We start from the raw sequence: 19,864 nt of genomic DNA, 5'->3' as shown, positions 1-19,864 counted from the left end.
GGATCAATGAATGAAAAAGCCGACGCGCCGCGTGCGGTCATCGTCATTTCCAGCCATGTCGCCCGCGGCTCGGTCGGCAACCGCGCCGCCGTCTTCGCGCTGGAGACGCTCGGCTTTCCGGTATGGGCGGTGCCGACCATCGTGCTGCCCTGGCACCCCGGCCATGGCCGCGCCACCCGCATCGTGCCGCCGCTCGACCAGTTCAAGGCGCTGATGGCCGATCTCGAACGCGCGCCCTGGCTGGGCGAGGTCGGCGCAGTGCTGTCGGGCTATCTCGGCGAGGCCGGCCAGGCTGAAGCCGTTGCCTCGCTGGTCGCCGCGGTCAAGGAAAGGACGCCAAACGCCGTCTATATCTGCGATCCGGTAATGGGCGATTCGGGCGGGCTCTATGTGCCTGAAGCGACGGCGATCGCCTTGCGCGACCGGCTGATGCCGATCGCCGACATCGCCACCCCCAACCGCTACGAGCTGGAATGGATGGCCGGCGCGCCGCTGCCCGACCTCAAATCGGTGATCGCGGCCGCCCTTCATGCGGGGCCTGGGACCATGCTGGTCACCTCGGCGCCGTCGATGATGGCTGGCGGCACCGGAAATCTGCTGCTCGACGCCAGACAGGCGCTGCTCGCCGAGCACCGCCTCATCGACAAACCGCCCAACGGGCTGGGCGACCTGACAGCGGCTGTCTATCTGGCGCGCATCCTCTCCGGCCAGCCGGCGATCAAAGCGCTGCAGTCGACCACGGCGGCGGTCTACGAGATTCTGGCGCGCACGGCCAAGCGCGGCGGCGACGAGTTGCAGCTCGAGACCGACGCCCAGAGCCTGTCGCAGCCGATGGCAATGGTGCAGCTTCGCCACCTCCTGCACCCGGGGCGGGACAAAAGGGCGTGACTCTTGTCGGCGTCGACGGCTGCAAGGCCGGCTGGATCGCTGTCCACCGCGATCCGGGCGCATCGCCCTGGGTCTGCGTCTTTCCAAGCTTCGCGATGCTGGTCGACGCATTGCCCGCCGACGCCGTGGTCGCCGTCGACATGCCGATCGGCCTGCCGGATCATTCGCAAAGAGGCGGACGCGGGCCGGAAGCGTTGGTGCGGCCGCTGCTCGGGCAGCGCCAATCCAGCGTCTTCGCCATTCCCTCGCGCGCCGCCCTTTACGCAGACACGGATGACTTCACCACGGTCGAAGCCTGGTATGTCGCGCATCGCCGCGCCAGCCAAGTGGCCAAGACGACCTCCGATCCGCCACGCGGCGTCTCGATCCAGGCTTTTGGCATCTTCGCCAAGATCCGCGAGATCGATGCCTTGCTGATCGCCCGCCCCGAATTGCGCATTCGCGTCTTCGAATCGCATCCGGAAGTCGCCTTCTGCAGGCTGAATGGCGGTGCCGCTATGTCGCTGCCGAAGAAGATCAAGGGCATGGTCAACCCCGCCGGCATGGCAGAGCGCAAGGCACTGCTGTTCCGGCATGGCTATGAGAAGGACTTCCTCGACGGGGCGCCGCCGAAAGGCGCGGCCGCCGACGATTTCCTCGACGCAGCGGCGATGATGCTGATCGCCGGCCGCATCGCCAGCGGCGAGGCACGGCCGTTCCCGGACCCGCCGCTGACCGACCGTTTCGGCATTCCCGTCGCCATCTGGGCGTGAATCGGCGCTGAGCTATGCGCGCCGCATCGCGTTTTGCGACGAACCCATCCGCAATTCGGCATTGCTCGCGACGGGCTTTTGCCGTTAGAGCCATTCCAAACTGAAACGTGCCGCCGCATCCAACCCGGAAAGGGTCCCGACGCCGCCCATGCCTCACCTCCCCGAACACCTTCTCGCCGGCTATCGCAATTTCATGAGCGGCCGCTATCTCGCCGAAAGCGGCCGCTACCGCTCGCTCGCCCGCGAAGGCCAGGCCCCCGAAACCATGATCGTCGCCTGTTGCGACTCGCGCTCGGCGCCCGAAGCGATCTTCGACGCCGGGCCGGGCGAGCTGTTCGTGCTGCGCAATGTCGGCAATCTGGTGCCACCCTATGCGCCGGACGGCCAGTTCCACTCGACCTCGGCCGCGCTCGAGTTCGCCGTGCAGAGCCTCAAGGTGAAAAACATCGTGGTGATGGGGCACGGCCGCTGCGGCGGCATCCGCGCCGCGCTCGACACCAACTCCGCGCCACTGTCGCCTGGCGACTTCATCGGCAAATGGATGAGCCTGATCGCGCCGGCGGCCGAAACCGTGTCGTCCAGCACCTTCATGACGGCGACGGAGCGCCAAACCGCGCTGGAGCGCATCTCGATCCGCTATTCGATCGCCAATCTCAGAACCTTTCCTTGCGTCTCCATCCTTGAAGGCAAGGGCCGGCTGTCGCTGCACGGCGCCTGGTTCGACATCTCGACCGGCGAGCTTTGGGTGATGAACAAGGAGACCGGCGATTTCGAACGGCCGGAGATGGCATAGACCATGATCCCGGAACCGAAGGTCCGCGTCAGCGAAAAGCGGGACCCGGTTTTCGGATAGGATCATGGTCAAACATGGAGGTGGCAATGCGGAATTGGCGTGCGATCACTTTCGTCGTGGCGGCACTGATGCCGACGCTCACCGCTGCTCGTGCCGATGACGGTGCGATCATTGACCGCTGGTATTCGGCGCTGCTTGTCGCCGACCGCACCGAATTGTCGGACCTGCTGGCCGACGACGTGCGCATCAAGCTCGAAGACCTCGGCGTCGTGCAGAACAAGCAGGAGTTCATCGCCTCGATCGACAACTGGCAAGGTGCTGTCGCCGGTGCGGCGATCCGGCATCGCATCGCCAAGAGCGAGGGCGGTGTCACCACGGTGATCGCCTGCTACGACTTCCCCAACAACGACATGCTGATGCAGGAGACCTTCGCGGTCACCGACAACCGCATCACCGCCAGTTCGCAGGCCGCGATCGCGGAAAGCTGCGACGGTTACTGACGAAGACCTGACTGGCCGTGATGTTGCGCGCAACAGGCCCGCGCCCTACATCGGTGGCGACCCGTCCTGCCTTGCCGCCAACAGCCGAAAGATCATCCATGCCATCCACGAAGACCGTCGACCTCGCCGCCCATCCGCTGACCGCATGGCAAGGGCCGCTTGGCCTGCCCGACTTCTCCCGCATCGGCGACGGTGACTTTTCCGGAGTGTTCGACGCGGCGCTGAAGGCGCATGAAGCCGAGATCGAGGCGATATCAGGCAACGCAGAGGCGCCGACGGTTCACAACACGCTGGCCGCGCTCGAACTTGCAGGCGAGCCGCTCGACCATGTCTCGTCGATCTTCTGGTGCCGGGCCGGCGCCCACACCAACGAGGCGATCCAGGCGCTGGAGCGCGACATTTCGCCGAAGATGTCGAGGCATTTCTCGGCGATCTCGATGAACGAGAAATTGTTTGCCCGCATCGACGACCTCTACCAACGCCGTGAATCCCTGAAGCTCGACTCCGAAACGCTGCGCGTGTTGGAAAGGACCTGGAAAGGCTTCGTCCGCTCCGGCGCGAAACTCGACGCCGATGGCAAGAAGCGGCTGGCCAGGATCAACGAGGAATTGTCCTCGCTCGGCACCAGCTTCGGCCAGAACGTGCTGGCCGACGAGCGCGACTGGGCGCTGTTCCTCGACGAGGCCGACCTTGCCGGCCTGCCCGACTTCCTCAAGAGCGCCATGGCCGAGGCCGCCGAGATGCGCGGCCAGAAAGGCCGCTATGCCGTCACGCTGTCGCGGTCGATCTACGAGCCGTTCACCACCTTCTCCGAACGCCGCGACCTGCGCGAGACCGCCTTCCGCGCCTTCACCATGCGCGGCCAGAATGGCGGCGCCACCGACAACACGAATGTCGTTCGGGATATGCTGAAGCTGCGCGCCGAGAAGGCAAAACTGCTCGGCTACGGCTCGTTCGCGGCGCTGAAGCTCGACGACACCATGGCCAAGACGCCGAAGGCGGTGCACGCGCTGCTCGATCCCGTCTGGGAAAAGGCGCTGGAGAAGGCCGCCAGCGACCAGACCGAACTGCAACGGCTGGCGACCGCGGCCGGCAGCAACGAACAATTCGCTGCCTGGGACTGGCGCTTCTACCAGGAGAAATTGCGCGCCGAGAAATTCGCCTTCGACGAGGCCGAGCTGAAACCGTATCTGCAGCTCGAGCGCATTGTCGACGCCTGCTTCGACGTGGCGACAAAATTGTTCGGCATCACCTTCGAAGAGAAAAAGGGCATCGCCGCCTGGCATCCCGATGCCCGCGCGTTCGTGGTGAAGAACGCCGACGGCAGCGAGCGCGGCCTCTTCCTCGCCGACTATTTTGCCCGGCCTTCGAAGCGCTCCGGCGCCTGGATGAGCGCGCTGAAATCCGGCTACAAGCTGGGCCACGGTTCGAAGCCGGTGATCTACAACATCATGAACTTCGCCAAGCCGCCGGCGGGCGAGGCAGCCCTTTTGTCGGTCGACGAGGCAAAGACGCTGTTCCACGAATTCGGCCATGCGCTGCACGGCATGCTGACCGACGTCACCTGGCCGTCGGTGTCTGGCACCTCGGTGAGCCGCGATTTCGTCGAACTGCCTTCGCAGCTCTACGAGCACTGGCTGACGGTGCCGGCGGTGCTGGAAAAGCACGCGCTGCACGTCAAGACCGGCAAGCCGATGCCGAAGGCGCTGCTCGACAAGATGCTGGCGGCGCGCACTTTCGGCGCCGGCTTCGCCACGGTCGAATTCACCGCGTCGGCACTCATCGACATGGCCTATCACGCACGGCCGGACGCTCCGGAACAGCCGCTTCGTTTCGAGACCGAAACGCTCGGCAAGCTCGACATGCCAGACACGATCGCCATGCGCCACCGCACCCCGCATTTCGGCCACGTCTTTTCCGGTGACGGCTACTCCGCCGGCTACTATTCCTACATGTGGTCGGAAGTGCTCGATGCCGATGCCTTTGCTGCCTTCGAGGAGACCGGCGACCCCTTCAACCCGGCGCTGGCCGAGCGGCTGAGGAAGAACATCTACGCCGCCGGCGGCTCGAAGGACCCGGAAGAGCTCTACACCGCTTTCCGCGGCAAGATGCCGTCGCCGGAGGCGATGATGGTGAAGCGGGGGCTGGTGTAAATTAGCCAATCTCCCCCCTCGTGGGGGAGATGGCCGGCAGGCCAGAGGGGGGCGCTGTCCCTCCGGCCTCTCAATTGATGGTTTTTTGCGCCGACGGGCTTGCTATCGCCCGTTCGCAGGGTGACGAAGGGTGGCGATCCTTCGCGCCCCCCTCTGCCCTATCGGGCATCTCCCCCACGAGGGGGGAGATCGGCAGCCTCGCCGGCCTATGCCTTCCACGGATCAGCCACCCGCGGCCACAGCGGTCGCGTCAGCTTAGTGTAATTCGTCACCGCCGGATTGCTCGGATACGAGCTCGGCGCCGAGACATAGATGATCTCGGCGGCGATCGGCTCGAAGCCGGCATAGAAATGGTTGGTCGACTTGATCAGCAGGATATCCTTCGACAGCGGATCGACGCCGATGTTGGAAAAAATGTCCGGCTCGAAGGTCTGCGTGCGGTTGGTGTTGAGGATGATATCGACCTCGGTGCCTTCGATGCGGACCAGCGCCGTCGGTCCGAGCGTCACCCGGCTCGGCCCAAAACTCTGCCACCCTTCCGTAACGGCCTTCAGCACCTTGACACGCGCGTCGATCGGTTCGCCGGCGAGCGGGCCGGCCTTGCCGCCGAAGCGAAGATCGATGACGGCGCCCTCGCCCGCAGCCTGGCAGAACGTCACCGCGATCGGATCCCAGATCGTTGCCATGCCGACATTGTCGACGCCGCGTTCCAGCATGGCGCGCAGCACGACAGTACCGTCGCCGGCGACACCGCCGCCCGGATTGTCCCAGATGTCGGCGATCACCACCGGTCTGTCCCCTCTTTCAGCGCGCACGGCCAGCGCCCGCTCGATGCCGTCGCTGGTGTTCAGCATCGTCATCGCCGTCTTTTCGCGCATGGAATAGAGCTCGCGTCCCAGGCTTTCCGCCAGCGCATCGCCCTTGGCCTTGTCGTTATCGGTGACAACCAGGATGCGCGTGCCCATTTCCGGTACGTCGGCGGCCATGAAGCCGTGGATGATGGAAACCGACAGCACGCCGTCCTTGCCGTGCAGCGCCTTGATGCGGTCGACGAAGGAACGCATCGGCTCGCGGCTGGTCGGCAGCACCTGGATCATGCGGCAGTCGAAGGTCGAGATCAAAGGCTTGATCTCGCCGCGCGCCGCGGCCAGCCCAAGCTCGACGACATGCTCACCGCGCTCGTAGAAGTCGGTGTGCGGGAACTCGAGGAAGTAGGCCATGATGTCCGACGCCGCCACGCGCTTCGGCGTCAGATGGCTGTGCGGGTCGAACTCCGAGGCAATCACCACCTGCGGACCGACGATTGCACGCACGCGTTCGAGCAGGTCGCCTTCGCAGTCGTCATAACCTTGCGCCACCATTGCGCCATGCAGGCCGAGGATCACCGCATCGACCGGCAATGCCGCCTTCAGTTGATCGAGGATCTCGTCGCGTAGCGCCTCGAAAGTCTGCCGCTGCACCAGGCCGCCGGGCTCCGCCCAGGTGGCCGTGCCTTCGATCACGGTCAGCCCTTCCTTCACGGCCCGCCGGCGCAAGGCGACGATCGGCGACGAGCACAAAGTCGGCGTTTCCGGGTGCTTGCCTGGGCCGGCATAGAAGGCCATCTCGAACGAGGCCCGGTCAGTCGGCACCGGCGAGAAAGTGTTGGTTTCCGTCGCCAGCGAGGCGGTGAAGATGCGCATGAAAGCTCCGTGGACAGTCTAACTATTTGTTTTTTCGCAATTCCGGACGGAAAACCGCTGCACACTTTTCCTGGAATTGCTATTTGACGGCCCCGAGCGCCAGCCCCCGGACGAGATAGCGCTGCAGCCAGATGAACAGGATCGCCACCGGCAGGGTGGCGAGCAGCGTCGCGGCCATGACATGGTGCCATTCGATCGTGTAGCGGCCGGCGACCAGCGAAAACACCTGGATCGGCAACGTGTAGCTTTCCTGGCTGCGCAGCATGGTGAGCGCGACGACGAACTCGTTCCAGGCATTGATGAAGGTGAAGATGGCGGTCACCGCGATCGCCGGCAGGCAGAGCGGCAGGAACACCTTGCGCAGCGTCAGCCAGCGGCCGGCGCCCTCCATCCATGCGGCCTCTTCCAGATCGCGCGGGATGGTGTCGAAATAGCTCTGCAGCATCCACACGGTGAAGGCGACGTTGAAGGCCATGTAGATGAAGCCGAGCGCGGTGGTTGATTCAACCAGCCCCCAGGCCGCCATCAGCCGGAACAGGCCAAGCACCAGCACTATCGGCGAGATCATCTGCGACACCAGCAGGAACTGGCGGAAGGCGCCGTAGCCGGCAAAGCGAAAACGCGACATCGCATAGGCCGCCGGCACCGAGATCAGGATGGCACCTACGGTGGCGATCACCGAGACATAGAGCGAATTGGCCAGCGCCTGGCCGAAGCCGGTCGCCACCCACATGTCGGCAAAATTCGACCAGCGGAATTCGCTCGGCCACCAGGTCGGCGACAGCACTTCCTGCCGCGGCTTGACCGCGGTCAAAAACATCACCGCGAAGGGAAAGATCGTCACCACGATCAGCGGCGAAAGCAGCAGCCAGGCGATGATCGAACGCTTCAGCTTGCCGTTCCTCATGCGCGGTGCTCCCGCATCGCCAGCCGCACATAGATCATGGTGAAGACCAGCAATATGGCGAACATCACCAGCGACACGGCTGACGCCTCGCCGAGTTTGCCGATGCGGAAGGCCAATTTGTAGAGATGGGTGACCAATATGTCGGTCGAGTTGGCCGGCCCGCCCTGCGTCATCACCCAGATGATCGGGAAGGAATTGAAGACGTAGATGGTGTTGAGCACGATGGCGATGTTGATGAACGGTTTTAGCAGCGGAAAGGTGATCTCGCGGAACTGCTGCAGCGGCGTCGCACCTTCCAGTGCTGCCGCCTCGTAGAGGTCGTCCGGGATCGACGACAGCCCGCCGAGGAAGATCGTCGTCGTGAACGGCACCGTCACCAATATGCCGATCAGCACCTGCATCGGAAACGCGGTCTCGGCGCTCGCCAGCCACTGGATGTTCTGTTCGATCAGGCCGAGCCCGATCAGCGCCGAGTTCAGCATGCCGCTTTCGCCATTGAGCGCCCAGCGCCAGACCACCGCGGTCATGGTCAGCGACACTGCCCAGGGCAGCATGATGATGACGCGGGCAATGCCGCGGCCATAAAAGTCGGTGTTGAGGATGATCGCCACCGGGATGGACAACAGCAGCGCGCCACCGACGACCAGCACCGTCCACACACCGGTGCGCCAGAGCGCTGCGGTGAAATCAGGATCGGCGGTGAGCGCCCAAAAATTGGTCAGGCCGCTGAAGTCGCGCAGCTGGCCGAAGCGGCTGACATCGTGGGTCGAGATCTGGATCAGGTCCCAGACCGGCCAGAAGATGACGACGGCCGCCAGGAACAGGCTGGGCAAGGTCAGGAGATAGGGCAAGAAGCGATTTTGCATCGGCTGACCTGAGGGCGTCGGGGGGTGGCGCGCCCCGACGGGTGGGGCGCGCCACGGGCGTCGGGAGTGAACGCCCTATTTCTTCAGCACCGCATTGGCCTTGTCCGCTGCCTCCTTCAAGGCAGCCTCCGGCTCGGCGCTGCCGAGATAGATCTTCTGCATGGCATCCGAAGTGATCTGGGCGATCTCTTCCCAACCGGGGATGACCGGCGCGAAGCGGGCATCGGGCAGCAGCGCCGTGAACGCCGCCAGGTCGGCATTGTTGACGTAGTAGTCCATTTTCGCTTCTTCCTTGTTCACCGGCAGGAAGCCTTCGCCTTGCGTGAACTTGGCGCGCTGCTCCGTGGTGAACAGGAAGTCGAGCAGCTTCCAGGCCTCATCCTTGTTCTTGGAATTCTTGAACATGATGATGGAATCGGTGACGCCATAGGTGCCGCGCGCCCCGGTCGGCCCTGCCGGAATCGCCGCCACGCCATATTTCAGGTTAGGCGCCTCGTCCTTGATCTGGTTGGATAGGAAGGGGGCGGTGATCATCATGCCGACCTTGCCCTGCTTGAACAGGTTCTGCACGTCCTCGCGGTTGTTCGAGGTGACGCCCGGCTCGGTCAGGCCTTCATCGATCATCGACTTGTAGAGCTTGGCCGCTTCGAGCGCGCCCGGCGTGCTCAGGCCCGACGTGCCGTCCTTGTTGAGGATCTCGGTACCCTGGGACCACATCGCATAGTAGTAATAGACGTCGGTCTCGATCTCCTTGCCCTGCAGGCCGAAGCCGAACGTGCCGGATCCGAGCGCCTTGATCTTGCGGGCGTCCTCCTGCAATTCGGTCCAGGTCGCCGGCGGCTGGGCGATGCCGGCCTTCTCGAACAATTCCTTGTTGTAATACAAGGCGCGCGCCGAAGCCGCGATCGGCAGGCCGTAGGTCTTGCCCTCCATGATCGACGGCGACAGGAACGTGTCGATGAAGCGGCCCTTGAAGTCGGGCGTGATGTAGCTGTCGAGCGGCTCGGCGACATCCTGCTGGACGAAATCGATCAGCCAGCGCGTACCGATGATCGACAGGTCGGCATTGGTGCCGGCGGTGATGTCGGTGGTCAGCTTCTGCAGGAGAACGTCCCACGGCACGATCTCGAACTTGACGGTGATGCCCGGGTTGGCCGCCTCGAAATCCTTCTTGACGTTTTCGAAATAGGGGCCGGTCTTGGCGCTGTATTCGGCGACGGTGACGCGCACCTCGCCGGCATTTGCCTGCGCTGCGAGCGTCAGCATGCTCATTCCGGCCATCAGGCCGACAGTCCATTTCGTCAGACTCATCTGCTCTCTCCCTTTGATGTGCGCCTGCGCGCCTCCCATGCTGTTCTGGCAACACAGGATTTTATGTGACTTTCCTACATTATCCATCATTCTGCGCTTCGCAAGCAGATTAATATGTTGCTAAATTACATTTCGGCGAATAGCCTCACAACCCCAAGCGGGACCAGGGAGGAGCGCGCGCGGTGGTTTCGAGAACCGAGTTCGAAGGCAAGACGGTCGTGGTGACGGGCGCCGGCGGTGGTCTCGGCTCGGCGATCGTGGCGCTGCTCAACGAGCGCGGCGCGCGGGTCGTCGGCTGCGACCAGTCGAACGAGGCCTTGGCCAGCCCGCAGCTTGCCTCGCGCCACGTCTTCAACCTTCTCGACCGCGTCTCGATGGAAGCCGCGATCGCTGCGATCCTCGAAAAGGACGGCATTCCCGACATCCTCATCAACAATGCCGGCTGGACGCGCGCCGAGACGCTGCCGGCGCTGACCTCGGACAAGATCGAGCACGAGCTCGACCTCAACCTGACCGGCGTGATGATGTTCGCCGACCCGCTGGTCAAGGCGATGGCCCGGCGCGGCTCGGGCGGCGTCGTCTTTATCTCCTCGGTCAATGCCATCGCGCATTTCGGCAATCCGGCCTATGCCGCGGCCAAGGCCGGCATCAACGCCTATGCAAAGTCGATCGCGGTCGAACTCGGCCGCAGCGGCCTGCGCGCCAATGTCGTCTGTCCGGGATCGATCCGCACCGCGGCCTGGGATCATCGCCTGGCCAAGGATCCGGAAATCCTCGGCAGACTGCAGCGGCTCTATCCGCTCGGCCGCATCGTCAACGCCTCTGAAGTGGCTGAAGCCGTGGCCTTCCTTGCGTCCGATCGCGCATCGGGCGTAACAGGCGTGGTGATGCCGGTGGACGCCGGGCTGACCGCCGGCTGCCTGCCCTTCATCGACGACATTTTGGGAGCGTGACCATGACCGATGTCCAGTTTCGCGACCTGTCGAAATCGTTCGGGCACCACAAGATCCTCGAGGACATCAACCTCGAGATCAACAGCGGCGAGTTCGTCGTCCTGGTCGGCCCTTCCGGCTGCGGCAAGTCGACCTTGCTGCGCATGCTGGCCGGGCTGGAGCCAATCACGTCCGGCGATCTCATCATCGGCGGCCTGCGCGCCAACGACTTGCCGCCGCAAAAGCGCAACATCGCCATGGTCTTCCAGTCCTATGCGCTGTTCCCGCATCTGAAGGCGTCGGACAATATCGGCTTCGGCCCGAAAATCCGCGGCGAGACCCGCGCAGCGATCGACGACAAGGTCAAGAAGGCGTCCGGCATCCTCAACCTGTTCTCCTATCTCGACCGTTACCCCCGAGAATTGTCGGGCGGCCAGCGCCAGCGTGTCGCCATGGGCCGCGCCATCGTGCGCGAACCGTCGGTGTTCCTGTTCGACGAGCCTCTGTCCAATCTCGATGCGCAACTGCGCGTGCAGATGCGCACCGAGATCAAGGCGCTGCACCAGCGGCTGAAATCGACGATCGTCTACGTCACCCACGACCAGATCGAGGCCATGACCATGGCCGACCGCATCGTGGTGATGAACCTCGGCCGGATCCAGCAGGTCGGGGCGCCGCTGGAACTCTATGACAGGCCGGCCAACAAATTCGTCGCCAGCTTCATCGGTTCGCCCTCGATGAGCTTCGTTTCCGGCGCCCTCAGGGGGTCTGCCACCAAGGCCTGGTTCGAGACGACCGGCGGCGGGCGGCTGGCACTGGCCGGCAAGGCCGTGCCGGAGGGCAGCACGGTGGAAGCCGGCATCCGCCCCGAACATTTCGTTGTCGGCGGCGCCGACGATGCGATGGCCATCGACGTCGACGTCGTCGAACCGACTGGCGCCGAAACCCATGTCTACGGCGCGATCGGCGCCGACACGGTGCGGGCTGTGTTCCGCGACCGGCTGCAGATCAAGCCTGGCGACCGCTTGCCGGTCTCAGTCGATCCCGCCAACATCCATCTGTTCGACAAAGCGACGGGCCTGCCCCTATGAAGGCGCCCGAATGAAGACACCAGCCGACATCATCACGCGGCTGCAACTGATGTCGCAGGACGGCACCAAGTCGGACCGCAGGCTGGCCGGCCTCGTGCTCTCCGATCTCGACTTCGCCTCCAAGGCGGCGATCTCGGAGATCGCCGCGCGCGTCGGCGTCAGCGAACCGACGGTGACCCGCTTCTGCCGCAATCTCGGCTGCGAAGGCCTGCGCGATTTCAAATTCTATTTGGCGCAGGCCATCGCCATCGGCGCCCAGTATCTGTCGCCGGAGCCGCTCAACCGCGACGTCCGCGAGCAGCGCATCGCCTCGGCCATCACCGAAGCCGCGATAGCGGCCATACAGCGCGCCAGCGAGAACCTCGACATGAAGGTGCTGGTCGGTGTGGCCGCGCGCATCGCCAGTTCGGGCAACGTGCTGTGCATCGGTTCCGGCGGCATTTCCTCGATGATGGCGACCGAGATGCAGAACCGGCTGTTCCGGCTGGGATTGTCGGCACTGGCGCAGGTCGACGGCCAGTTGCAGCGCATGTACGCCGCCGTGGCGACGCCGGAGACCACATTGGTCGCCTTTTCGGTGTCGGGCTACGCCCGTTCGGTCATCGAGGCCGTGCAGGTGGCGCAGCAATATGGCGCCGCCACCGTCGCCATCACCGCGCCGGATTCGGCGCTGTCCAAGGCAGCCGACACGGTGATCCATTTCCAGCCGCTCGAGGACGGCAACATCTACAAGCCGACATCCTCGCGCTACGCGCTGATGGCGATCGTCGACATGATCGCCACGTCGGTTGCCGAAACGCGCGGACCGAAAGGCCTGGAAAACCTGCGCCGCATCAAGCAGAGCGTCAACACGCTGAAGGTCGACGACCCGCGTTTGCCCCTCGGGGACTGAGAGACCTTTGTTGCCCGGCATTTGTGTGGGCGCCAAGTGAGTCCATTTGGCCGCAAGATGCACCAATCAGGAAACGTCGGTGCTGCCCCTCATCCGCCTACCGGCACCTTCTCCCCGTAAACGGGGAGAAGGGAGATGGCCGCAACACTGGCGTCTGTCCCGCAACGCCGGCGGTTGGCGAAACCAGCTGTGACGGCGTCTTTCTCCCCGTCACCATACGGGGAGAAATGCCCGGCAGGGCAATGAGGGGCAGCGCAGACCGACGTGATCAAAGCGCCGCATAGCAGCCGTCACAACGCCACACGTTTTAGCCGTCACCCAACGCCTCGATGCGCTTCGCCAGCGCTGCCGGCTCGCCGAAAATGCGCAGCGTCTTCAGCCGCGCCGCGCCGCCGGCAACCACCGACACAGCCGACACCGGCACGCCCAGTGCCTTGGCAACCAGCTTCTCAAGCGCCACATTGGCGGCGCCATTCTCCGGCACGGCGCGCACGCGGGCCTTCAAATGGCTGCGCCCGTCCGCCGCCGTCTCGACGCCTTCGAGCCTGTCCAGCGCCGCCTTTGGCGTCAGCCGGACGAACAGGTCTACGCCGTCGTCACGCAGGCGAAACGGCGTAGCCATCGAATGGCTGGCTCAGACGACCAACGACAGTACGGTGGTGAGCAGGAACTGGCGGAGGAAGAAAATGAGCAACAGCAGAATGATCGGCGAGATGTCGATGCCGCCGAGATCCGGGATGAACCGGCGGATCGGCCGCAGCGCCGGCTCGGTCAGCCGATAGAGCGTGTTACCGATGGTGCCGACGAACTGGTTGCGCGAGTTGACGACGTTGAAGGCGTAGAGCCAGGAAAAGATCGCCGAAGCGATGATGATCCACCAGTAGATGTCAAGCGCCATGACGATGGTTTGAATAAGGGCGATCATGCCGGTCTCCAATTGTTGCCGACATGTAGCCATTGCACGCCGAACCGGCAAGAGCCGGCTTCCGCCACATGCCGGACCAAAGCCTGAAACGAGGTCATTTGCGCAAAACGCTGCCTTGACAGGAAACCGCTGCCTTCGATAAATGCGCCATCCGTTGGACGGGGCTGTAGCTCAGCTGGGAGAGCGCGTCGTTCGCAATGACGAGGTCAGGAGTTCGATCCTCCTCAGCTCCACCAGCGGATCAATCACCGAAATGAACCCACGACCATCGAGCGGGTCGAATTTCAGATGGCGGCAAGATGTCTGCCGCCGAAATCCCCGAGCACCAGTCTCGCTGTCGCATCGCCGACCCTTCTGGCCGAATACGGAAAGTCCCGATCGCGGTGGGCGAAGCGCTCCCGGCGCCTGGCGAGATCGGGCACCGGTACGGGTTCGATCAAGTGCATGGTTCGTGCACGCCAATCTCGCGCCCATCGCTGCAGAACGTCTGAACGCCGTGTGAGGTATGTCATAGTCTATTGCTGCGCGTAGGTATTATTGGCACGGTCACATGTTTCGCCACGTGGGAGAAAGCGATGCCTTATTCACAAAGCGATGTGCGTGCTTATCTGGATAGCTATGGCGGTCTTTTGGGAACTCGCGTTGAGATGGTTGAGACGGACAGCCAATGCTTTGTGCGGGTAATCGAAGACGAAGAGGAACGCACCTACTCATTCGAGCCGGGATCCTTCGCCCTGGCCTTCGCTGAGCGCCAGAGAGTGCGCCTCAAGCTGCCCGCAATCGCGCGCCCTTTGACGCAGCCCAGATATCGGGGCCCTGGCCGTGTCAATGCCAATTCCGGCGTATCGGACCAGGCGTCCTCAGGTCACCCGGACATAGCTCGTCATTCCCGATTTCTGGTGCTCGATGATGTGACAGTGCAGTAGCCAGTCGCCTTGGTTGTCGGCGACGAAGCCGAGCTGGACCTTCTCGTTGGGCTGGATGAGATAGGTGTCGGAGATCATCGGCTGCACCGGGCGCGTCGAGGACGACAGCACCTTGAAGCTCATGCCGTGCAGATGGATCGGATGCGATTGCGGCGTCAGGTTTTCCATGTCGATGACATAGCTTTTGCCGAGCTTCAGTTCGGCCAGCGGCGCGGTCGGATCGGACGTATCGCCTGGCCACGGCACCTTGTTGATCGCCCAGAAACTGTAGCCGAGCGAGCCGCAGATGCCGTCGCTCGGCACGTTTTCCGCCGTGGCACTGAGCGACAATGAAATGTGCTCGGCAGCGGCGAGATCGACTTGCTGGACCGGATTGATCTCCAGCGGTGCAAGGTCGCGAAGGTCGCGTTTGAGAGAAGTTCCAACGGCACGCAGCGTCGCCAGGATTTTGGGCTTGGTGCCCCTGACGTCTCCCAGGCTGACGACTGCCCCTTCATCGTCGGGCATGCGAATGGCGAGCTCCAGCCGCTGTCCGGGTCCGAGCTGCAAGGCATCGGGCGCAAAGCGCTGCGGCACCGGATTGCCGTCGAGCGCGATCACCGTCGCTTCGGCGCCCTCGACGCGAAAAGCATAGACGCGCGTGACGTCGGTGATGGCGGCTCTGAGCCGCACCAACCCTCCGGCCGGTGCGTCAAATTGCGGCTGGTCGAGCCAGTTGGCGGTGCGCACCGTGCCGTAGGTGCCGGATCTTGCCGCATCGCGCGGCCGGAACTGGTCGATGAACTGCCCATCGTCGCCGAGGCGCCAGTCGCGCAGATTGATCACCACCTCGGCATCGAATTTCGGATCGTTCGGGTTCTCCACCACGATCACGCCGGTCAGTCCGTGGCCCATCTGCTCAAGCGTGTTGCAGTGCGGATGATACCAGAAGGTGCCGGCATCGGGCGGCGTGAAGGCATAGTCGAAATGATCGCCGGTATAGACATAGGGCTGCACCAGGAACGGCACGCCGTCCATCTTGTTGGGAACGCGAATGCCATGCCAGTGGATCGTCGTCGGATCGTCGATGGCGTTGACCAGCCGGGCGGCGAAGGGCTCGCCTTTTTTCATCCTGATCACCGGCGGCATGCCGGCGTCGCCATAGGTCAGCACATTTTTGGTCTGGCCGACATCCATCAGCTTCGCCTGGATCCGGGCCGTCTTCAGCAGCACCGGCCCGGGCGTGGCGGCGGCCCAGCTGCCCAATTTGCCCACGGCAGAGAGCCCGACGCCACCAGCGCCGGCAATCGCGGCAGTTCTCAAGAGTTTGCGACGTGTGAGGACCGTCATATTCGCTCCAGCTGAGAGGCCTCGGAGGCCCGGCACCCACATGGCATAAGCGACGAACCGGCGCCATCGCGGCGCAGCGGTTCGCTGTGATCCCCGATTGACCCAAACTCGGGAAGTCAATCAAGTCACATTCGCCTGACCGAAAGAGCGCTCTTGGATACCGGCTCGTCGTCCAGAGGTTCAGACTGCGGCAACGAGATGCCCGTTGCCGACATCCGTCAATGGCAATCGCGGCGGAGCCTCGCCGACCCTTCGCGTCGAGTTCGGGATTTCCCAGTCGCTAATCGCGCAGGCTGAAAACGAAAGGCGCCGTGCGGGTGACGCGCGCGCCGAGCTCCGCCGGCGGCGTGGGCACCGTGGCGCCCTGCAGCGCGCTGAGCGCCGCGCGGTCGAGATCGGCGTCGCCCGACGAGCGGGCAAGCCGAGCAGAGACCACTCTGCCGGACGCGTCGACGATGAAGGTCACGTTCGGGGTGCCTTCGGCCCGTCTGGATTTTGCCGCGCTCGGGTAGCGCGTGTGTCGCCGGATCCACGCCGCCAGGCTGGCATTCCACCGCGACGGGCTGACGCTCGACCGCGGCGCCCCATCGGACGACTTCGGCGCGGCGGCCTTGGCCGCAGCCTTGGCGTCGATGCTGGCCGTCGCCACCGTCTTGGGCGGTTCCGCTTTCTCCTTCTTCTTGCGCTGTTTCGGCTTTTCGACAGGCTTATTTTCCGTCGTCTTCTTCGCTTCGACCGGCTTGTTCGCCTTGACTTCCGTCTGGATCGGTTTCGGCTGCGGCAGCGGGATGACCACGTCGGGCGCAACCGTCTCGACGATGTCGGGCACGACCTCTTCGAGTGGCGGCTGCTGCTCGCTCAACGCCGCAACCGTCGGCTCCGCCGGCTCGGGCGCCCGTGCCTCTTCGGCTTCAACCGGCTGTTCGGCGACCGGCTCCGCTTCTTCCACGACCGGCTCCGGTGTCGGCTCGGTCACCGGCTTCACCTCGGCGATGGTCTCCTCGACCGGTTCGGTCTGGTCGGGCGTCACCACATCCGACATCGGCGTCTCTTCCTGAACGGCGGGTGCGATCACCATCGGCGACATTTCGATCGCCAGTGCCGGTGGCGGCCCGCCATCCGACATCTCGGTCAGGCTGAAATTCTGCACGGCATAGGCGACCGCCACATGCGCGACCAGAACCAGAGCTGCCGCGCCTGCCCACAGGCCAGCCGCGCGCACGCCGAAGCGCGGCGGATCTATCCTGGGCAGGGCGGCGGCTTCAGTCATTGGGCTGGGCCGCCGTTTGGCGCCGGCGCCGGGCCTCCGCTCGTGGCCGGCGCAGTGGCATCGGGCAATGTCTCCAGCCCGACCAGCGCGATCTTGAGATAGCCGGCGCCTCGCAGGAGGTTCATCACCTCCATCAGTTCGCCATAGCCGACCGTCTTGTCGGCGCGCAGGAAGATGCGCGTCTGCTTGTCGCCCTTGGTCCTGCCGTCGAGCACGGCGGCGAAGGTGGGGCGCGGCACGCTGTCATTGCCGATCGCCAGGGTGAGATCGCTTTTCAGCGTTAGGAAGATTGGCGTCTCGGGCCGCGGCGCCGGCGTCGCGGTCGAGCCGGGCAGGTCGACATTGACATCGACCGTCGCCAGCGGTGCCGCGACCATGAAGATGATCAGCAGCACCAGGATGACGTCGATGAACGGCGTGACGTTGATCTCATGGCTTTCCTCGAGATCGTCGCCTGCCGTTTCGCGAATTCTAGCCGCCATGGCTGCTTACTCCGCCGCCATGGCACTTGCCGGCGGCACGGTGCGGAAATCGAGGTCGCGGCTGACCAGCCGCTCGACGCCGGCCGAGGCATCGGCGAGGATCTGCCGATAGCCGGCTATCGATCGGGCAAAGACGTTGTAGATGACCACCGCTGGGATTGCCGCCACCAGGCCCATGGCGGTGGCGAGCAGCGCCTCGGCGATGCCCGGCGCCACGACGGCGAGATTGGTGGTCTGCGCCTGCGAGATGCCGATGAAGGCGTTCATGATGCCCCAGACTGTGCCGAACAGGCCCACGAAAGGCGCGGTCGAGCCGATCGTCGCCAGCAGGCCGGTTCCGCGCGACATGCGCCGCGCCGCGGCCGCCTCGATACGCGCCAGGCGGGACGTGACGCGCTCCTTCAGGCCCTCGCCCGAGACGTGATTCAGCGCGCCGGCCGAAAGCGCCGCCTCTTCCTCGGCTGCGCGCACCAGAAGGGCGCCGGGGCCGTTGTTGTGGCCGAGTGCACGCCCGGCCTGCATCAGCGTCGCGGCATTGCCGATGGCGTTGGCCGCGCGGCGCGCGCGCAGCTTGCCGCCAAAAATCTCCAGCGACTTGGCCAGCCAGATCGTCCAGGTGACAAAAGAGGCGAAGGCAAGCCCGATCATCACGGCTTTGACGATGATATCGGCGGCCATGAACATGCCCCAGGGCGACAGATCGTGCGGCAGCGTCAGCGAGATCGCCGTCGACGGCTCGGCCCCTGCGGCGGCGGACGATGCCGGCTGAACGCCTGGCTGCGGCTCCGCCGGTGCGGCTGCGGCCGGCGCATTTGTGGCGGGCGCGGAGGGTACCTGTGCCGCTGGGGCTTGCGTTGCCGGCGCCTGCACTGCTGGAGCCGGCGTTACAGGCTGTTCCTGCGCCGCGACGGCGCCGGCCGACAGGATGAGCGATGCGGCCAGCGCCGCCAACAAACCAGTTCTGGACACGCTTCGTCCTCGCTTTGTCATTGCACATAACCGATCGGCTGGCCGGTGACGGGATGCGCAAACACCCCCATCTCGACGCCGAAAATACCCTTGAGCACGTCGCCCTGCATGATCTCGCCGGGCGTGCCGCGGGTCAGCAGCCTGCCATGCTTCAGCGCGATCAGCTCGTCGCAGTAGCGCGCGGCCATGTTGGGATCGTGCAGCACGACGACGACGCAGAGGTCGCGCTTGCGGCTGAGATCCTTGACGAGGCGCAGCACTTCGACCTGATGCGCGATGTCGAGCGCCGAGATCGGCTCGTCGAGCAGCATGACGCCGGCATTCTGCGCCACCAGCATGGCGAGCCACGCGCGCTGGCGCTCGCCGCCGGAGAGTTCGTCCACCAGCCGGTCGGCGAAACCGGCCATGTCGGTCAGCGCCAGCGCCTCCTCGACATGCCTTTTGTCCTCATGGCCGAAGCGGCCGAGCGCGCCATGCCAGGGATAGCGCCCGAGCGTCGCCAGTTCGCGCACGGTGAGGCCGGTCGCCGCCGGTGTCGTCTGCGGCAGGTAGGCCAGCGCACGCGCCAATTCGCGCGCGCCCCATCCGGCCAGCGGCCGCTCGACGAAGCTGATCGCGCCAGCACTTGCCGGCTGCTGGCGCGCCAGCAGCTTGATCAGCGTCGACTTGCCCGACCCATTGTGGCCGATCAGCCCGTAGACGCGCGAACGTTCGAGTTCGAGCGAGACCGGGCCGAGCAGGGTCCGCTCGCCGACAGCGAAACGCACCGCTTCGATACGGAAGGCAGTTTGAACTCCAGCCACGCTTTCGGCCTCTCTGCAACTCCGGCTTGCGCAGGTCCCTGCATCCGGTTCCCGGCAACCATTGCCGGTTGACTATGAAACATGAGTTTACTAGTCAACTCTGAAGATGACTTTTTGAATCAACAAAAATGTCGTGACGCGCGGGCGGCACGTCGAAATCAGGCAAGTTCCGGGGGAACTGGCACGGGGCCGCACGACGCTGGTCATCGCCCACCGGCTGGCGACCATCCGCGGCGCCGACCGCATCGTCGTGGTATCCGATCTAGGCATTGTCGAGCAGGGCTCGCACAGCGAACTGCTCAGCCGGCGGCATCTACCGGCGCCTGCATGGCGCCCAGCATTTGGCATCGGCGCACTGAGAGGGTGGACGGCATCGCCTTCCCCGGCCACGAT

General features: G+C 64.5%; 20 protein-coding genes, 1 tRNA gene and 1 pseudogene. 10 read left to right on the top strand and 12 right to left on the bottom strand.

From position 1 onward, the window contains the following. Nucleotides 1-6: 6 nt before the first annotated feature. The 5 genes from pdxY to DH08_RS25550 all read left to right on the top strand — a co-directional run bounded on the left by pdxY (nucleotide 7) and on the right by DH08_RS25550 (nucleotide 5,086). The gene (gene pdxY / locus DH08_RS25570; protein WP_192181924.1) at nucleotides 7-888 is read left to right on the top strand and encodes a pyridoxal kinase PdxY; all 882 of its coding nucleotides are present in this window, start codon (nucleotides 7-9) and stop codon (nucleotides 886-888) included. Beyond that, the gene (locus DH08_RS25565; protein ID WP_192181923.1) at nucleotides 885-1,640 is read left to right on the top strand and encodes a DUF429 domain-containing protein; all 756 of its coding nucleotides are present in this window, start codon (nucleotides 885-887) and stop codon (nucleotides 1,638-1,640) included. The genes pdxY and DH08_RS25565 overlap by 4 nt, the downstream gene beginning before the upstream one ends. A gap of 148 nt (nucleotides 1,641-1,788) precedes the next feature. Then, a complete protein-coding gene (locus DH08_RS25560; protein WP_192181922.1) occupies nucleotides 1,789-2,433 on the top strand; it encodes a carbonic anhydrase in 645 nt (214 codons plus the stop codon). Nucleotides 2,434-2,519: 86 nt separating this feature from the next. Continuing rightward, on the top strand, nucleotides 2,520-2,933 hold the full coding sequence (locus tag DH08_RS25555; protein ID WP_192181921.1) for a nuclear transport factor 2 family protein: 414 nt from the start codon (nucleotides 2,520-2,522) through the stop codon (nucleotides 2,931-2,933). 98 nt (nucleotides 2,934-3,031) lie between these two features. Then, complete coding sequence (locus tag DH08_RS25550; protein ID WP_192181920.1) at nucleotides 3,032-5,086, top strand: M3 family metallopeptidase; 2,055 nt, start codon at nucleotides 3,032-3,034, stop codon at nucleotides 5,084-5,086. Nucleotides 5,087-5,292: 206 nt separating this feature from the next. Here DH08_RS25550 and DH08_RS25545 read toward each other — a convergent pair whose 3' ends face one another. The 4 genes from DH08_RS25545 to DH08_RS25530 form a co-directional block, all read right to left on the bottom strand. Further along, a complete protein-coding gene (locus DH08_RS25545) occupies nucleotides 5,293-6,768 on the bottom strand; it encodes a M81 family metallopeptidase (protein ID WP_192181919.1) in 1,476 nt (491 codons plus the stop codon). Nucleotides 6,769-6,847: 79 nt separating this feature from the next. Next, nucleotides 6,848-7,675, bottom strand: coding sequence for a carbohydrate ABC transporter permease (locus tag DH08_RS25540; RefSeq protein WP_192181918.1), 828 nt, complete (start codon nucleotides 7,673-7,675; stop codon nucleotides 6,848-6,850). Further along, a complete protein-coding gene (locus tag DH08_RS25535) occupies nucleotides 7,672-8,541 on the bottom strand; it encodes a carbohydrate ABC transporter permease (RefSeq protein WP_192181917.1) in 870 nt (289 codons plus the stop codon). The genes DH08_RS25540 and DH08_RS25535 overlap by 4 nt, the downstream gene beginning before the upstream one ends. Before the next feature lie 75 nt (nucleotides 8,542-8,616). Continuing rightward, a complete protein-coding gene (locus tag DH08_RS25530) occupies nucleotides 8,617-9,852 on the bottom strand; it encodes an ABC transporter substrate-binding protein (protein WP_192181916.1) in 1,236 nt (411 codons plus the stop codon). Nucleotides 9,853-10,034: 182 nt separating this feature from the next. Here DH08_RS25530 and DH08_RS25525 point away from each other — a divergent pair, with 182 nt between their 5' ends. From DH08_RS25525 to DH08_RS25515, 3 genes are read left to right on the top strand one after another with little or no spacing between them, the layout of a single operon-like run. Further along, on the top strand, nucleotides 10,035-10,805 hold the full coding sequence (locus DH08_RS25525; RefSeq protein WP_192181915.1) for an SDR family oxidoreductase: 771 nt from the start codon (nucleotides 10,035-10,037) through the stop codon (nucleotides 10,803-10,805). Between the two features lie 2 nt (nucleotides 10,806-10,807). Then, complete coding sequence (locus DH08_RS25520; RefSeq protein WP_192181914.1) at nucleotides 10,808-11,875, top strand: ABC transporter ATP-binding protein; 1,068 nt, start codon at nucleotides 10,808-10,810, stop codon at nucleotides 11,873-11,875. A 10-nt stretch (nucleotides 11,876-11,885) separates the two neighbouring features. Further along, nucleotides 11,886-12,767 (top strand): MurR/RpiR family transcriptional regulator, encoded by an 882-nt coding sequence (locus DH08_RS25515; RefSeq protein WP_192181913.1) that lies wholly within the window; start codon nucleotides 11,886-11,888, stop codon nucleotides 12,765-12,767. Nucleotides 12,768-13,074: 307 nt separating this feature from the next. On the opposite strand, the gene DH08_RS25510 is transcribed toward DH08_RS25515, so the two are convergent. After that, nucleotides 13,075-13,389, bottom strand: a complete 315-nt coding sequence (locus DH08_RS25510) for a DUF167 family protein (RefSeq protein WP_192181912.1) — start codon at nucleotides 13,387-13,389, stop codon at nucleotides 13,075-13,077. A 12-nt stretch (nucleotides 13,390-13,401) separates the two neighbouring features. Beyond that, nucleotides 13,402-13,692, bottom strand: a complete 291-nt coding sequence (locus DH08_RS25505) for a YggT family protein (RefSeq protein ID WP_006201184.1) — start codon at nucleotides 13,690-13,692, stop codon at nucleotides 13,402-13,404. Between the two features lie 160 nt (nucleotides 13,693-13,852). Here DH08_RS25505 and DH08_RS25500 point away from each other — a divergent pair. Further along, nucleotides 13,853-13,928: transfer RNA gene (locus DH08_RS25500), tRNA-Ala, on the top strand. A 48-nt stretch (nucleotides 13,929-13,976) separates the two neighbouring features. Here the strand turns inward: DH08_RS25500 and DH08_RS25495 are convergent. From DH08_RS25495 to DH08_RS25470, 6 genes are all read right to left on the bottom strand, one after another. Beyond that, entirely contained in the window at nucleotides 13,977-14,132 is a 156-nt protein-coding gene (locus tag DH08_RS25495) for a hypothetical protein (RefSeq protein ID WP_192181911.1), read from the bottom strand. A gap of 420 nt (nucleotides 14,133-14,552) precedes the next feature. Further along, complete coding sequence (locus DH08_RS25490; protein ID WP_192181910.1) at nucleotides 14,553-15,947, bottom strand: multicopper oxidase family protein; 1,395 nt, start codon at nucleotides 15,945-15,947, stop codon at nucleotides 14,553-14,555. Nucleotides 15,948-16,227: 280 nt separating this feature from the next. Then, nucleotides 16,228-17,217 carry an energy transducer TonB family protein gene (locus DH08_RS25485; RefSeq protein WP_192181909.1) on the bottom strand — a complete coding sequence of 330 codons (990 nt, stop codon included), beginning with the start codon at nucleotides 17,215-17,217 and terminating at the stop codon, nucleotides 16,228-16,230. Beyond that, nucleotides 17,214-17,699 carry a TonB system transport protein ExbD gene (exbD, locus tag DH08_RS25480; RefSeq protein WP_192181908.1) on the bottom strand — a complete coding sequence of 162 codons (486 nt, stop codon included), beginning with the start codon at nucleotides 17,697-17,699 and terminating at the stop codon, nucleotides 17,214-17,216. The genes DH08_RS25485 and exbD overlap by 4 nt, the downstream gene beginning before the upstream one ends. Before the next feature lie 6 nt (nucleotides 17,700-17,705). Next, nucleotides 17,706-18,668, bottom strand: a complete 963-nt coding sequence (exbB, locus tag DH08_RS25475) for a tonB-system energizer ExbB (protein ID WP_192181907.1) — start codon at nucleotides 18,666-18,668, stop codon at nucleotides 17,706-17,708. 17 nt (nucleotides 18,669-18,685) lie between these two features. Next, nucleotides 18,686-19,471 (bottom strand): ATP-binding cassette domain-containing protein, encoded by a 786-nt coding sequence (locus DH08_RS25470; protein ID WP_192181906.1) that lies wholly within the window; start codon nucleotides 19,469-19,471, stop codon nucleotides 18,686-18,688. Between the two features lie 175 nt (nucleotides 19,472-19,646). Here DH08_RS25470 and DH08_RS25465 point away from each other — a divergent pair. Further along, a pseudogene (locus DH08_RS25465) lies at nucleotides 19,647-19,830 on the top strand (multidrug ABC transporter ATP-binding protein); the annotation flags it as partial. Nucleotides 19,831-19,864: the final 34 nt, after the last annotated feature.

Source organism: Mesorhizobium amorphae (assembly GCF_014843845.1).
Taxonomy (GTDB): Bacteria; Pseudomonadota; Alphaproteobacteria; order Rhizobiales; family Rhizobiaceae; genus Mesorhizobium; species Mesorhizobium amorphae_A.
The sequence above is the reverse complement of the archived record's forward strand: the minus strand, read 5'-3'. Positions and strand labels throughout refer to the sequence as shown.